Raw genomic sequence first — 13,343 nt, 5'->3', positions numbered from 1 at the left:
CCTGACGCCCGCCACCCGCACCCAGGCTTTCTATCTCCACCCGGTCAACGACGACCCCCAGCAGTGCCGCTGTAGAAGGAGGACTCGCCATGAGCGAGCACAATAGGACCATTACACATCCCGCACAGAGGGAATCCCGGATGGCCACCCCGCACGTAGACCCCTCGCCGGCAACGAAGGGAAAACGCCGGACGTTTCTTGGCTACCTTGCCCTCATGGGCCCCGCCTTCGTGGTGGGAGCCTGGCAGTTCGGCCCGGGCAACCTCACCACCGCCGTGCAGGCCGGCAGCCGCTACGACTACACCCTGGTGTGGGTCATTGCGGTCTCCACCATCCTCATGATCTTCTTCACCGACATGAGTGTCCGGCTCGGCATAGCCACGCCGACCTCCCTGATCACCTCGATCAAGGAACACCTGGGCAGGCCAGTGGGCGTGCTGGCCGGAGTCGGCGTCTTTGGCATCACACTGATGTTCTCCGTCGGCAACGCTGTCGGCTCCGGGCTTGGCCTCTCCCTGGTCTTCGGCGGATCACCCGTCCTCTGGACCGTTGCCTGCACAGTCGCCGTCGCCCTCGTCCTCGCCTTCCGCAACGTCTACGGCATCATCGAGAAGGCGCTCCTGGTCATCGTCGCCCTCATGGCCGTCGCTTTCGTCGCCAGTGCCGTCGTCGCCCAACCCGACTGGTACCGCGCCCTCGAAGGGGCGGTTCCCACCCTCCCGGCGGGCAGCGAAATCCTCATCGTGGCCCTGGTTGGAACCAACTTCTCCATCAACGCCGCGTTCTACACGTCCTACGGCATCAAGGAAAACAAGCGCACCCGCGCCGACTACCGGGACATCACACTGGTCGACACGGTCCCCGGCATCGTCGCCCCCGGCATCATGACGGCCCTCGTCATCCTCGTTGCCGCCGCGGTCCTGGGCAAAACGGGCGGAGACGCGGCGTCCATCGGGGCCCTGGCATCGATCTTCGAGCCGCTCGCCGGCCCGGTGGGGTCCATGCTCTTCGCCCTGGGCCTTTCCGGTGCCGCGTTCTCTTCGATGATCGCCAACGCCACAGCAGGCGGCACCATGTTCTCCGATGCCATGGGCCGCGGCGCGAATGCAGGCTCACCCGCAGCCCGCATCGTCACCGGCGTCATCCTCGCCTTCGGACTCGTCGTCACCCTCTCGTTCCAGGCGTCACCGGTCGGCCTGATTGTCATCGCCCAATCCCTGACCGTGCTCATCGCCCCTTTGCTCGGGGTCCTGCTGCTCATCATGAGCAACAAGACGGCGGTGATGGGCGACCTGCGAAACAAGTGGTGGCAGAACCTGTTTGGAATTATTGGCCTGGTGGCCATCGTGGCCTCATCCATCCGGCTCATCACCACCCTCATCGGATAGGTTCACAGCAGATCAGCTGCAGCGAAGCGGTGCCCCCTCCCATGGAGGGGGCACCGCTTCGCTGCAACGTGGGCTAGGCAGCCAAGGCGACCGTCCGCAGTCGGGCCGGCACAGCCGCAACCAGCAGCGCGGCGATGGCGACGGCGGCACTCAGCACCAGGCCCGGCCGGTACTGCTCAAGCATGGCGGCGGCGCTGGGGACGGTGCCGCCGTCGGACTGCCCGCCGCTGACCATGGCGGTGGTGACGGCCAGGACCAGGGCGGCCCCCACCTGGGTGCTGGTCTGGATGAGTCCGGCCGCCAGGCCCTGCTCGGAATCCTTGATGCCCGCGGTGGCCTGGACGTTGATGGACGGGAAGGCGAGGGCAAAGCCGATGCCCAGCAGGATGATGGACGGCAGGATGTCCAGGGCGTAGTTGGGTGTGGTGCCCACCCGGAGGAACAGGACGTAGCCAAGGCCCATGGCTGCCAGTCCGGCCAGGATCAGCCGGGTGGCACCGAACGCGTTGATGAGGCGGTCGGCGAACGGCGCGCTGGTGGCGACGATCAGTCCGGTGGGCAGCAGGGCCAGAGCCATCGCCAGCGGGCTCCAACCCAGGGCGGACTGCAGGAAAAGCGTCACGATGAACTGGAAGCTGAGGTAGGAGCCGAACAGCCCCACCGCGCTGAGATTGGCCCGCGCCACCCAGCCCTCGCGCAGGATGCCAAAGCGGATGAGCGGGTGCCTGACCTTGTTCTCGATCACGGCGAAGGCTGCCAGCACCGCGGCAGAGATGATGAATCCGGCGATTGTTGCCACAGATCCCCAGCCCTGGTCCGGTGCGGACACCAGCGTGTAAACGAGTCCCAGCATGCCCAGCGCGAGGGTGACGGCGCCCCAGATGTCGTGGCCGCTGTCCGTGGCGTCCGGCGTATCGCGCGGGATGAAGCGGTTGCCCAGGATGACCACCAGGACGGCGATCGGCACGGAGACCAGGAACGTCCAGCGCCAGCTCAGGCTGGTCATGAGGCCGCCGACGACGAGTCCCAGGGAGAAGCCGCTGGCACCGAAGGTGGTGAAGATGGAGAGGGCCTTGTTGCGCTCGCGGCCCTCGGCGAAGTTGGTGGTGATGATGGAGAAGCCCGTGGGCGCCGTGAACGCAGCCGCGAGGCCCTTCACGAACCGGGTGGCGATGAGGATGGCGGGGTCATCCACGAGTCCGCCCAGCAGGGAGGCGGCAGCGAAGACCGAGAGGGCAATGAGGAAGATCCGTCGGCGGCCCAGGAGGTCCGCGAGCCGGCCGCCCAGGAGCAGCAGGCTGCCGTAGCCCAGGACGTAGGCGGAGACGATCCACTGCAGGGCGTCCGTGCCGAGGTTCAGTTCCTGCCCGATGGACGGCAGGGCGACGCCCACCATGGACACATCCAGCCCGTCCAGGGCCAGGACGGTGCAGACAACCATCAGCAGGAGCCACTGGGCCCGGGTCCAGCGGACGGCCGTGGCAATCGGTCCGGCACTTCGTTCGAGGGTGGTTGGTGATGTCATGCCCCAAAATCTATATGACGCGTCATTCAATGACAAGGAATATGACGCGGAATATTATGACGTGGACTTGAGTTCGCCGGTCGGCTAAAATCAGGGCATGGCTTCGACGACGGACCGCCTGCTGGTTGAGCAATGGCGCAGCATCCAGGACGCATACTTCCGCACTTCGTGCGCCCTCGACCGGGCGCTGGACGCCAAGTTCGACATCGGCCTGAACGAGTTCGAGATCCTGGACCTCGTGGCGGAGAACAGCAAGTCATCGTGCCGGATGAAGGAACTTGGCGAGCGGACCCCGATGAGCCAGAGCGCCGTCTCCAAGGTGGTGGACCGGCTGGAGAAGGCCGGCCTGCTGACCCGCCAGTCCTGCGCCGACGACCGCCGTTCGCTGTACCTCGAACTCACGGCGGCGGGCCGGAAGCTCCACCAGGCGGCCGCCGTCGAACACCGTGCGCTGCTCAAGGAAAACCTGGCCTGACCCGCCAAAGCCACGGGGCGCCGTCGTACTTCTTCAATCAGCGGCTCACTCCCCCAACTCAACCAGCGGGCGGCCCCGGGCTGGTGGCGTGGCCGAGAATGTGGGCCACCGGAGGGGTCATCGACTGGACGGAGAACCCGAAGCGCTGGTTGTCCTGGATGGTGAATCCGGCCGCGGCGATGGCGCCGAGGGTATCCCGGTTGAGGTGGCATCCGCCGGCGATGCGCTGCCATGCCGGCGTGAGCAGGTCTTCGACGGCGGCCAGGACGGGGCGCCCAGAACGGACGTGCTCGTAATAGGCCAGGGTCCCGCCGGGGCGCAGGACACGCCGCATTTCCGCGAGCGCGGCAGCCTGGTCCGCGACGCTGCACAGCACGAGGCTGGCGACGACGGCGTCCACGCTGCCGTCGTCGGCCGGGATGCGCTCGGCTGCACCAGGGCGCACCGTCACCGGCACGGCGGCCGTGGCGGCGCGGCTCACGGCAAGGCTTCTGAGGTAGTCGTCGGGCTCCAGGGCCAGGACGTGGGTGACGGCCGTCGGGTAAAGCGCGAAGGCCGAGCCGTCCCCTGCGCCGATCTCGATGACCGTCCCGTGCAGGCCGGCCAGCATGCGGCGGCGGTTATCGGTGGCACCGCGGCGGTTCATCTGCCCGACAGCACGCGCGTAAGCGCGGGCGAAGCGCGGATGCTGGAGGTGCTTCAGCTCGCGGCTGCCCGTCGGGTCCTCCGGAGTGTCCATGCCGTTCACGCCTTCCGTAACATCGCTTCCATCTCGTCGATAAGCCCGTCCACGCCCGGGGACGCGGCAATGGCCGCGCCGATCCGCTGGCTCCCGGCCCGGTAGCGGCCGTCGCTCAGCACCTTCCGCACGGCGTCGCGGATGGCATCCGGCTTGGGCCGGCCCGTTCTGAGATTGATTCCGACGCCGGCCCAGGCCACCCGGGCAGCCCCTTCCGGTTTGTCCTCGGTGTCCCCCGCGACCACGATGGGCACGCCGTTTTCCATGGCATAGTGAAGGCCGCCGTAGCCGCCGTTCGTGATGTACACGGAGACCTTCGGCAGGAGCTCCGCGTCCGGCAGGAACTCGGCGGCCCGGGCATTGGCCGGAAGCGGCGGAAGTGCTGACAGCGGGCGGCGGCCGGTGCTGACGACGACGGTGACGTCCTCATCGGCAAGGCCCTCGAGCGTGGGGCCCACCAGGGCGGTGAAGTCCGCGTTGGAGACGGTCCCCTGCGTCACGTAAACCACCGGGCGGGAGCCGTCCAGCTCGCCCCACCAGTCCGGCTTGGGGGTTACGGAGGCTGATGCGGCGTGCCGGGACATGGGCCCGAAGAAGCGCAGGTTGTCCGGCGCATCCGAGCGCGGGTACTCGAACTCCTCCACCGTGAACTGGGCGAAGAGTTCCGCGCTGCGCATCCAGTCGAGGAAAAACGAACCATCGGGCTCCACTCCGGCCAGCGCACGCATCCGTTCGTCGACCTGCCGTTGCGTGTCCTTGAGCGCCACGTTGGCCACAAACCAGTTCAGGGCCCTGTTCCGGAACCGTGACAGCGGACCGCTTCCGGGCATGAGCCCGAGCCCGAAGGGTGCGCAGTCCCGGCTGGAGAGGGTCAGGGGCAAGATTCCACAGGCGATGACCGGCGGCCGAGTCCCCAGGGGCTGCCGGACCAGTATGGCCGCTGCCATGAAACTGATCTCAGCCAGCACGGCATCGGCCGGCTCCGCCTCTATGGCCGCGGCCAGCGGCAGGTATTGGCCCCGGGCAGGGTCGATCACCAGCGCCCGCATTCCGTGACGGATCGCCTGCAGGCCGGTGGCGTCAGTGGACTTCGGCGGCTCCTCCGCGCCCGGGCCCAGCGGCAGGAACTCGGCCCCGATGGCCTTGACGGCTTTTTCGTAGCCAGGACCGGTGAGGAAGCGGACTCGGTGACCGCGGTCAATCAGTTGCCGGGCCACTCCGAGCATGGGCGAAACGTGGCCGTCGTGGGGGCCGCTGCAAACGATGACTGATGACATGCTCGGAGCTTATGGCCTGCGGGGGTCCGGGGATAGAGCGGGGTCCGTACTGCGACCGTTACAAGTGCTCCAGTACCGGCCGTTCGCCAAGTTCGGCACGAACGCCGTGGGCGTGGTTGGCATCGTAGTTTGTTGTGCCGGCGCGTTCCCCGGAATCCTGGAATCCGTCGCCACGGTCGCCGCCGCCGGGGAGCTGGGCCTGCCCGGACCGGACCAGTCAGACGTCCGCGAGACTGTGGCCCTCCCGTTCCTGCCCTTCGACTGGTCAGTACTGGCCATCGGCATTTTCCTCATCGTGATCGCCGGTGCTTTCCAGATGGGCGCCATCCAACTCGCCGCGCTCAATGCAGGCCCCCTCCGGTCCGGCACGCCGGGAACCGGTATTCCGCCGTCGAACGGTCACCCGCTGCGCTGAAGGTTTGCAGCCTTCGGAGGGGACTCGGGCGCTATCGTAAGTGACGAACGATCATCGAACGGAGTGCGTCCCTATGACATCGCGAGACACGTCCTCGATCGGTGTGCCGTGCCGGGTGGACACTTTCCAGCCGGATCCGCTGGCCGCCACGGAGTTTTACGGACCCCTTTTTGGCTGGAGGTTCGATGACCCAACCCCGATGCCGTCCGGCCTCGCGGGCGAGTACTTCGCCGCGCGCCACCACGGGCGGCTGGTGGCCGGGATCGGCCAGGCACCGCCGCAGTCACCGGCGGTCTGGAACACCTACGTTCGGGTCGACGACGTCGCGCAGACACTCGCCTTTGCCGAGCAAGCGGGCGGAACACTGCTGGCAGGTCCGTATGGGGGCGGCCCGGACGGACGCCTCGCCGTGCTCGCGGACGCCACCGGCGTCCCGTTCTGCCTGTGGCAGGCGGGCGAGAGCGACGGCGCCCGAGTCGCCAATGAGCCCGACTGCTGGGCAATGAGCTCGCTGCATACGACGGACGTAGACCGGGCTCAGGCGTTCTACGGCGGACTTTTCGACTGGGAACTCGGATCGATGCCCGGTGGTGCCTTCTCGCTGTGGCGACGCTCAGGCGAAGTCGTGGCGGCCGTGGCCGCGACCGGCGGAACCGCGGTCCCGCCGCACTGGAGCGTCAACTTTGCTGTCCGCGACGCGGACTCCACCGCCGAGCGCGCCGTGGCCCTGGGCGGCAGCGTCCTGATGGCACCGATGAGCACGCCAGGATTCCGCAACGCCGTCATTGGCGACCCGCAAGGGGGCGTCATCGCGGTCAGCGCAGTTGTTCCTGCCTGAGGCACCTGCCAAACCAAAAACCCGTCCGTGACAGCGCCGGGGCTGCCACTGTTAGTCCCCGGTGAGCTCCGTATAGAGCTTCTGGACCCGGGCCTCGATGTCGTCCCGGACCAGGCGCATGCGTTCCATGCCCTCGATACCGCGTTCGGAGGGTTCGTCCGTTTCCGAGAACTCGAAGCGGGTCCCTCCGCGCGGTTCGAGCTTCGCCTCGGTGCCAAGGACGACGACGGCGTCGACGGAGTCCAAGACCGCATCCGTCACCGGTTTGGGGTGTTCGCCGGTGATGTCGATGCCGAGTTCGGTCAGGGAGTCAACGGCCTGCGGGTTGAGGGACGTGCCGGGTTTGGTGCCGGCAGAGAAGACCTTTACGGCCCCAGCGGCCAGCTGGTTCATCAGGCCGGCGGCGAGCTGGGATTTGCCGCCGTTCTTGCTGCAGACGAACAGCACGGACGGGGTCTTGGGCGTGGCGTCCTGGGTCATGAGTGCGTTGTCTCCTTTGTGAGGTTGCCGCCGGAACGGTTGTGGGTCAGTCCGGTGGGGAAGCCGACCAGCACCGGTTCGGGGATGTCGCAGCTGGTGCCGGCGTCGGTGGAGCAGACGCCGGTTTCGGGGAGTGCCAGGTGCACGGTGTCCGCGGCTTCGCGGTCCCCGGCAAGGGCCGCGGCGACGGAGCGGACCTGCTCGTAGCCGGTGGCCAGCAGGAAGGTCGGTGCCCTGCCGTAGGACTTCATGCCGACAATGTAGAAGTCCTTCTCCGGGTGGGCGAGGAGTTTCGCGCCGTGCGGCGGGACGGTGCCGCAGGAGTGGAATTCGGGGTCGATCAGCGGGCCGAGGTCCACCGGCGCTTCAACGGCGGGGTCCAAGTTGAGCCGCAGTTCGCGCAGGATGTCCAGGTCCGGGCGGAAGCCGGTGCAGGGCACTACGATGTCGGCCTTCAGGGTGCGCCCGTCAACGGCTTCGACGGTCACAGCAGAGTCGAGGGTATTCAGGGCAGCGATACCGAACCGGGTGTGGAGTTCGATGGTGCCTGCCTCGACGAGGCGGCGCAGGCGCGCGCCGAGCTGGCCGCGGGCGGGCAGCCCGTCAGCGTCCCCGCCGCCGTAGACCTTGGCTGCGGAGTCGCCGCGGAGGGCCCACACGATGCGGGTGTCCGGGGCGTCTTTGGCTAGGTCGGCGAGGTTGATCAGGGTGTTGGCCGCGGAGTGTCCGGCGCCGACCACGAGCACACGGCGGCCGGCGAAGCGTGCGCGGTCCCTGCCGATGACGTCGGGCAGCGGAGATGAGATTCGGGCCGCGGCGGCGTCTTCGCCGATGGCTGGCAGGCCGGAGGTGCCCAGCGGGTTCCGGGTGGCCCAGGTGCCGGAGGCGTCGATGACCGCTGCCACGGTGTGGTCGCGGGTTTCGCCGTCCGTGTGTTCCACGCGGACCACAAAGGGGGTGGTGTCGCGGTTCCGGACGTGGGTTTTGTCCAGGCCTGCCCGGGTGACGGCGATGACGCGGGCGCCGGTCTGCAGCCGCGAACTGATGGCCGGGTGCGCGGCCAGGGGTGCGAGGTAGTTGTCGATGAGTTCGCCGCCGTAGGGCAGGGCCGTGGGGCGGGGTGATTCCCAGTCCGAGGCTTCGAGGAGGCGGACGGCGGCGGCGTCGATGTTGAACCGCCACGGTGAGAACAGCCGGATGTGGCGCCACTGCTCGATGGCGGCGCCCGCCGAGGTCCCGGCTTCGAGGATCAGCGGTTCGAGGCCGCGTTCGAGCAGGTGGGCCGCGGCGGCCAGGCCCACAGGGCCTGCACCGATCACGGCGACGGGAAGGTTCTTCGCTGACTCCATGGTGTCCTCTTTCAGCCGTAGTGGTGGTGCAGTTGTTTTCGGTGGGCCCTGCCGGCCGGGTGGGGCCGGCAGGGCCCGGCGCGGGTTAGCAGCAGTCCTGGTCGTCGTCGCAGCAACCGGAGTCGCCGCAGCATCCGTTCTTCATTCAGCTCACCCCCTCCCCTGCTGGGTTTGCTTATGCGGAGGCCGGAGTCAGGGAGGCGATCAGGGCCTCGACCCGGGTCTTGATTTCGTCGCGGATGGGCCGGACGGAGTCCACGCCCTTGCCGGCCGGATCCTCCAGGACCCAGTCCTCGTAGCGCTTGCCGGGGAAGTACGGGCACTCGTCGCCGCAGCCCATGGTGATGACGACGTCGGATTCCTTCACGGCTTCGGTGGTGAGGACCTTCGGAATCTCTGCTGACATGTCGATGCCCACCTCGGCCATGGCGTCTACGGCGGCCGGGTTAACCTTGTCCGCCGGCTGGGACCCGGCGGAGCGGACTTCGATTTCACCCCGGGACAGGGTGGTCAGGAACGCGGCGGCCATCTGGGAGCGGCCGGCGTTGTGGACACAGACGAACAGGACGGAGGGCTTCCCGGTCATGAGAGCACCTTTCGGTTGGCCGCTTCCGCGGCGGACATGGCAGTGGCGGGGACGAGCGTCGGGTAAAGAAGGCGGACGAGGACAAACCCTGCGGCGCCGCCGAGGAGCTGGGCCAGGATGAAGCCGGGTGCGGAGGCCGGCGCGATCCCGGCAAACGTGTCGGTGATGGTCCGGGCGACCGTCACGGCGGGATTGGCGAAGCTGGTGGAACTCGTGAACCAGTACGCGGCAGTGATGTAGCCGCCGACGGCGAACGCCACCCTGTCCGCCCTGCCGGAGCGGACCGTGCCGAACACCACGAGCAGCAGCCCTGCCGTGGCCACGATTTCACCCAGCCAGAGTCCGGCGCCGGCGCGTTCGTGGCCGGAGAAGGTGACGGGGCCGACGTCGAACATCAGGTTTGCCAGCACCGTCCCGGCCAGGCCGCCGAGGAACTGCGCCCCGATCAGGGCCAGGGCAGCCCTCGTGCCGATCATGCCCAGGGCACGCTCAGCCAGGGTCACCACCGGATTGAACGAGGCCGAAACCGGTTGCAGGGCCACGATCAGCGCCACCAGGGCGGCACCCGTGGCGAGGCTGTTCTGCAAAAGCTGCAGGCCGACGTCGTTCGGCGACAGCCGCGAAGCCATCACGCCGGAGCCGACAACGGCCATGACCAGGAACGCCGTGCCCGCGAACTCCGCACCGGCCCGCCTCATCAGTTTGGTCACTTCGCCTGCCCTCCGATCAGGGCAGCGAGGTTCGTCAGAGCCTCGGTGCGCGCCCGGTAATACACCCACACCCCCCGCTTTTCGCGGTCCAGCAGCCCCACCTCATGGAGCAGCTTCAGGTGGTGACTGATGGTCGGCTGCGACAGCTCAAACGCGTCATTCAGATCACAGACGCAGGCCTCGCCGCCCTCATGGGAAGCAACGAGGGACATCAGCCGCAGCCGCACCGGATCAGCCAGCGCTTTCAGCAGCGGAGCGATGCCTTCCGCTTCGGGTGCAGAGAGCGGTTCCCGGGTGAGCGGTGAACAGCACGCCACCGTCTGGACGGGGGTCAGTTCCAGAGACATAGACACATGTAAATATTCACACCTATCTATGTCATGGTCAAGAAGAACCACTGACGCCGGCGCCTTTTGCCCTAGCGCGGAAGCGCGGACATGATGATGGAGCAAACGACGGCGGCAGCAAGGGCAAGCAACGCTGCCGAGGTTGTCTTCATCAGGATTGCTGGAGGCGCCTGGGCGGAGCCTCGTAACTGGAGCGCGCGGCTGAGTATGCAGACTGTGAGCGCGACAGTGGCCAGGGAGGCCACGCCAGCTGCGATGCCAAGGCCTTCAGAGCGTGCCGCTGCTTCGCCCGGGGAAGCCGTCAGCCATGCCCGCCAGATGAGGACGTCCGTGATGATGAGGGTAAGGATGGTGCGCCGCCAGGAGAGGAGCGTCCGTTCCGGCTGCAGGCCGGGGTCCCTGCTTGCGCTCCCTGCCACGTTTCAGCCTGCCAGGAGGATAAGCACGGAGAAGACGGCGGCTGCTGATGCCACGGTGATGGTCATGCCGATGAGCAGCCAGGAATGTGGAAGCTCGCGCTCCTGGCGCATGGCCTGTTCCTGGGCCGACCACCGGGCGTAGGCCTGGCCGGCCAGCACCGCGCCTACGATGGCGAGCATGACACAGAGACCGATGCGCACCGGCGCCGGAGCGATGTCGGGCGTGAGCTGGTCTATTGCCACTGCCCCGGCGAGGATGGCCAGTGATGTCCGGATCCAGGCGAGGAATGTCCGCTCGTTGGCGAGCGAGAACCGGTAATCGGGGGCCGATCCCCGCTGCCGCCACTCCGGTTCCCTCATCGGTGGTGCCGTTCATGCGGGACCGCATCCGCCGCCGTCGGACTTTCCAGCGCCACGGTACGGAAACCAGTGTTTCCGCTGGAGGACTCGGGTGTGTTCGAACTCCGCGCGGCCACGCGGTAGCGGTTGCAGTACGAGTCATGGCAGAGGTAGGAACCTCCCCGCATGACCCGGCCTGAACCGATGGTGGGCCCCTGCGGGGAGCTCGCCGGGGAGTTGCGGTAGTACTTGGGCAGGAACCAGTCCGAGCACCACTCCCAGACATTTCCGCCGACCTCATAGAGGCCGTATCCGTTCGGGGGAAAGGACTTCACAGGCGCCGTCCCCAGGTGGCCGTCGTCCCGGGTGTTCGCCCGAGGGAACGTGCCTTGCCAGATGTTGCACAGGTGCTTACCGCCGTCACCCAGCAGTTCGTTGCCCCAGGGGTAGCGCTGCCCCGCAAGGCCGCCTCTCCCCGCGTATTCCCATTCAGCCTCCGTCGGGAGTCGGCGGCCCGCCCACCTGCAGTACGCCAGGGCATCGTTGTGGGAGACGTGGACGACGGGATGGTCGCTGGAGTCGGACCACCCTGACTTCGGACCTGCGGGGTGCGCCCAGTCAGCGCCGCGGACGTTCAGCCACCACGGAGTGCCCGCGGCCACGCCGAGCACATCTTTCTTGTCGGCCTGCGCCAAGAGGTGGAAGACTGCGGAGGACCCGAACAGTTCCGCTTCGGTGCGGTAGCCGGTCGAGTCAACAAACGCAGCGAACTGTTGATTGGTGACTGCGGTGGTGTCAATGCGAAACCCGCGGAGGGTCACCTGATGAACGGGGGTCTCGCCATCCGCCGGATAGCCCTCATCGAACGCATCTCCCATCAGGAACGTTCCGGCAGGGATAGCCGCTTCGGTCCGGGCCTGCGGGGCGTCGCTTATGCTGACAAGCCCAAGCTCTGGGCGTCCGGAAGCACTGCGGGCGGGAGTACAGCACCCTGCTGCTTCCTGCATCTGCCCTCCCGGAGTAGTTCGCCCCCCGCGTATGGTGGGGACCGAATCTGCGTGGTTTAGTTGAGTTAGATAACTAAACTATACCCACAAGCATTTCAGGAGTGTCCATGGCAAATCTCAAAAGGGCGACCCGTCCGGTCAAGGCGCAGGCGCCGGCGGCCGGCGGGGCGGACGCTCCGCCTAGTCTGGTCGACATCCGTCGCCATAACCTCTCCGCCACCCTGAAATCGGTGCGGGACCACGGGCGGGTAACCCGCGCGGACCTGATTGCGGAATCGGGACTGAACCGGGTGACCGTCCTCCACCTCGTCAGTGAGCTCCAGGAGATGGGCCTGATCCAGGAATCCGGCCTGGCCGCGACCGGAAAGTCCGGCCGGCCCGCCCGCGTCCTCGAGATGAGCGACGGCGGCCTCGCCGTCGGGGCGCTGGAGCTGAACGTGGACCATGTCGCCCTCAAGTGCACCTCCCTGCAGGGGAGGGTGGTGTTCACCGAGCGCCGGGACGTCTCCGCCGGCGACCACCCGCCGGAATACGTCCTGGACCTCGCCGCCGAACTGATCAGGCAGGCAGCGTCCGCCGCTGCAGCAGAGGCAATGCGCATCGTGCGGGTGAGCGTGGGATGCCCGGCCTTTGTGGACAACGCCGATGGGGTAGTTCTGAAATCCCTGAGCCTGGGCTGGGCGGACGTCCGAGTTGTCGACGAACTTGAAAGGCGCTCCGGCGGGGCGGTGGCGTTCACGCTGGACAAGCTGGCAGACCTGGCCATCCACGCGGAGCGGCAGAACGGCGGCTTCGCGGGCGAGGAAGGCATCCTGCTCCTCTACGGCGAAATGGGTGTGGGCGGCTCCTTCCAGAAGCACTCGGAAATTCTTCGGGGGGACGCGGGCATGGGCGGCCAGTTCGGTCACCTGACCGTCAACCACAATGGCCGCCCCTGCTACTGCGGCCGGACCGGGTGCCTGGAAACGTACGTCGGCGTCGCGCCACTGTCCCGCGCCCTTGAGAGCTCGACCGGCCACCACTCCTCCTCCGCCGCGGTCAGGGTCAGTGAAGCCTTGGCAGCCGTTCAGGAAGAGCGGGCCGTTGCCAAGCGGGAACTGGCCGAACAGGGAATGTGGCTTGCCCGCGCCGTGTCCACGCTCACCGCCATCTTCGATCCGAGGGTGATCATCCTGGGCGGCTACCTGACACAGCTGGCCCCGCTCCTGATGCCGGCATTCGAAAAAGAGCTGGGCCTCTACGGGGAGGGTGAATTCACCCACGGAACGGAAATAGTGGTCTCACAGCTCGGCACCGCCGCAGTGCTCGACGGCGGTATTGACACCGCTATCGGCGACCTGGTCCGTGAGCCCTGGACCCTCACGGCCTAGGAACTTTGTATTGACAATGTGATGCGCGTCTCTTACGCTCAATTTAGTTACATCACCTAACCAAACTCTTTTCCCTCCC

16 protein-coding genes are annotated in these 13,343 nt (G+C 67.3%); 5 read left to right on the top strand and 11 right to left on the bottom strand.

The features are described 5' to 3' along the window. Window positions 1-89: 89 nt before the first annotated feature. Complete coding sequence (locus ARGLB_RS11630) at window positions 90-1,388, top strand: Nramp family divalent metal transporter (RefSeq protein WP_003802589.1); 1,299 nt, start codon at window positions 90-92, stop codon at window positions 1,386-1,388. Between the two features lie 73 nt (window positions 1,389-1,461). Here ARGLB_RS11630 and ARGLB_RS11625 read toward each other — a convergent pair whose 3' ends face one another. After that, window positions 1,462-2,913: an MFS transporter gene (locus ARGLB_RS11625; RefSeq protein WP_003802587.1), complete on the bottom strand. Its 1,452-nt coding sequence runs from the start codon at window positions 2,911-2,913 to the stop codon at window positions 1,462-1,464. A gap of 97 nt (window positions 2,914-3,010) precedes the next feature. On the opposite strand from ARGLB_RS11625, the gene ARGLB_RS11620 reads away from it, so the two are divergent. Further along, complete coding sequence (locus tag ARGLB_RS11620) at window positions 3,011-3,388, top strand: MarR family winged helix-turn-helix transcriptional regulator (protein WP_003802585.1); 378 nt, start codon at window positions 3,011-3,013, stop codon at window positions 3,386-3,388. Window positions 3,389-3,446: 58 nt separating this feature from the next. Here ARGLB_RS11620 and ARGLB_RS11615 read toward each other — a convergent pair whose 3' ends face one another. Next, the gene (locus ARGLB_RS11615; RefSeq protein ID WP_043418919.1) at window positions 3,447-4,127 is read right to left on the bottom strand and encodes a class I SAM-dependent methyltransferase; all 681 of its coding nucleotides are present in this window, start codon (window positions 4,125-4,127) and stop codon (window positions 3,447-3,449) included. Window positions 4,128-4,132: 5 nt separating this feature from the next. Beyond that, on the bottom strand, window positions 4,133-5,404 hold the full coding sequence (locus tag ARGLB_RS11610; RefSeq protein ID WP_003802580.1) for a glycosyltransferase: 1,272 nt from the start codon (window positions 5,402-5,404) through the stop codon (window positions 4,133-4,135). A gap of 64 nt (window positions 5,405-5,468) precedes the next feature. Between ARGLB_RS11610 and ARGLB_RS11605 the strand changes: the two genes are divergently transcribed. Continuing rightward, a complete protein-coding gene (locus ARGLB_RS11605; RefSeq protein WP_003802578.1) occupies window positions 5,469-5,819 on the top strand; it encodes a hypothetical protein in 351 nt (116 codons plus the stop codon). A 73-nt stretch (window positions 5,820-5,892) separates the two neighbouring features. Next, window positions 5,893-6,657: a VOC family protein gene (locus ARGLB_RS11600; RefSeq protein ID WP_003802577.1), complete on the top strand. Its 765-nt coding sequence runs from the start codon at window positions 5,893-5,895 to the stop codon at window positions 6,655-6,657. A 51-nt stretch (window positions 6,658-6,708) separates the two neighbouring features. On the opposite strand, the gene ARGLB_RS11595 is transcribed toward ARGLB_RS11600, so the two are convergent. From ARGLB_RS11595 to ARGLB_RS11560, 8 genes are all read right to left on the bottom strand, one after another. Further along, window positions 6,709-7,137 (bottom strand): arsenate-mycothiol transferase ArsC, encoded by a 429-nt coding sequence (locus ARGLB_RS11595; protein WP_003802576.1) that lies wholly within the window; start codon window positions 7,135-7,137, stop codon window positions 6,709-6,711. Further along, entirely contained in the window at window positions 7,134-8,486 is a 1,353-nt protein-coding gene (locus ARGLB_RS11590) for an FAD-dependent oxidoreductase (RefSeq protein ID WP_003802574.1), read from the bottom strand. Before ARGLB_RS11590 ends, ARGLB_RS11595 begins: the two co-directional genes overlap by 4 nt. Before the next feature lie 175 nt (window positions 8,487-8,661). After that, window positions 8,662-9,072, bottom strand: coding sequence for an arsenate reductase ArsC (locus ARGLB_RS11585; protein ID WP_003802573.1), 411 nt, complete (start codon window positions 9,070-9,072; stop codon window positions 8,662-8,664). Then, a complete protein-coding gene (locus ARGLB_RS11580) occupies window positions 9,069-9,782 on the bottom strand; it encodes an aquaporin (protein WP_003802572.1) in 714 nt (237 codons plus the stop codon). Before ARGLB_RS11580 ends, ARGLB_RS11585 begins: the two co-directional genes overlap by 4 nt. Then, window positions 9,779-10,129, bottom strand: coding sequence for an ArsR/SmtB family transcription factor (locus tag ARGLB_RS11575; RefSeq protein WP_003802569.1), 351 nt, complete (start codon window positions 10,127-10,129; stop codon window positions 9,779-9,781). Before ARGLB_RS11575 ends, ARGLB_RS11580 begins: the two co-directional genes overlap by 4 nt. Window positions 10,130-10,200: 71 nt before the next feature. Continuing rightward, complete coding sequence (locus ARGLB_RS23255; RefSeq protein WP_003802568.1) at window positions 10,201-10,548, bottom strand: DUF202 domain-containing protein; 348 nt, start codon at window positions 10,546-10,548, stop codon at window positions 10,201-10,203. 3 nt (window positions 10,549-10,551) lie between these two features. After that, window positions 10,552-10,908 carry a YidH family protein gene (locus ARGLB_RS11565; RefSeq protein WP_003802566.1) on the bottom strand — a complete coding sequence of 119 codons (357 nt, stop codon included), beginning with the start codon at window positions 10,906-10,908 and terminating at the stop codon, window positions 10,552-10,554. Then, the gene (locus ARGLB_RS11560; RefSeq protein WP_003802563.1) at window positions 10,905-11,894 is read right to left on the bottom strand and encodes a formylglycine-generating enzyme family protein; all 990 of its coding nucleotides are present in this window, start codon (window positions 11,892-11,894) and stop codon (window positions 10,905-10,907) included. Before ARGLB_RS11560 ends, ARGLB_RS11565 begins: the two co-directional genes overlap by 4 nt. A 107-nt stretch (window positions 11,895-12,001) precedes the next feature. On the opposite strand from ARGLB_RS11560, the gene ARGLB_RS11555 reads away from it, so the two are divergent. Further along, window positions 12,002-13,264, top strand: coding sequence for an ROK family protein (locus tag ARGLB_RS11555; protein ID WP_003802562.1), 1,263 nt, complete (start codon window positions 12,002-12,004; stop codon window positions 13,262-13,264). The last annotated feature ends 79 nt before the right edge of the window (window positions 13,265-13,343 follow it).

The organism is Arthrobacter globiformis NBRC 12137, assembly GCF_000238915.1.
Classification (GTDB): Bacteria; Actinomycetota; Actinomycetes; order Actinomycetales; family Micrococcaceae; genus Arthrobacter; species Arthrobacter globiformis.
The sequence above is the reverse complement of the archived record's forward strand: the minus strand, read 5'-3'. Positions and strand labels throughout refer to the sequence as shown.

Coding starts and splice junctions, on each gene's coding strand:
- ARGLB_RS11630 (WP_003802589.1), top strand. CDS start 90: ATGAGCGAGCACAATAGGACCATTACACATCCCGCACAGAGGGAATCC.
- ARGLB_RS11625 (WP_003802587.1), bottom strand. CDS start 2,913: ATGACATCACCAACCACCCTCGAACGAAGTGCCGGACCGATTGCCACG.
- ARGLB_RS11620 (WP_003802585.1), top strand. CDS start 3,011: ATGGCTTCGACGACGGACCGCCTGCTGGTTGAGCAATGGCGCAGCATC.
- ARGLB_RS11615 (WP_043418919.1), bottom strand. CDS start 4,127: ATGGACACTCCGGAGGACCCGACGGGCAGCCGCGAGCTGAAGCACCTC.
- ARGLB_RS11610 (WP_003802580.1), bottom strand. CDS start 5,404: ATGTCATCAGTCATCGTTTGCAGCGGCCCCCACGACGGCCACGTTTCG.
- ARGLB_RS11600 (WP_003802577.1), top strand. CDS start 5,893: ATGACATCGCGAGACACGTCCTCGATCGGTGTGCCGTGCCGGGTGGAC.
- ARGLB_RS11595 (WP_003802576.1), bottom strand. CDS start 7,137: ATGACCCAGGACGCCACGCCCAAGACCCCGTCCGTGCTGTTCGTCTGC.
- ARGLB_RS11590 (WP_003802574.1), bottom strand. CDS start 8,486: ATGGAGTCAGCGAAGAACCTTCCCGTCGCCGTGATCGGTGCAGGCCCT.
- ARGLB_RS11585 (WP_003802573.1), bottom strand. CDS start 9,072: ATGACCGGGAAGCCCTCCGTCCTGTTCGTCTGTGTCCACAACGCCGGC.
- ARGLB_RS11575 (WP_003802569.1), bottom strand. CDS start 10,129: ATGTCTCTGGAACTGACCCCCGTCCAGACGGTGGCGTGCTGTTCACCG.
- ARGLB_RS11565 (WP_003802566.1), bottom strand. CDS start 10,908: ATGAGGGAACCGGAGTGGCGGCAGCGGGGATCGGCCCCCGATTACCGG.
- ARGLB_RS11560 (WP_003802563.1), bottom strand. CDS start 11,894: ATGCAGGAAGCAGCAGGGTGCTGTACTCCCGCCCGCAGTGCTTCCGGA.
- ARGLB_RS11555 (WP_003802562.1), top strand. CDS start 12,002: ATGGCAAATCTCAAAAGGGCGACCCGTCCGGTCAAGGCGCAGGCGCCG.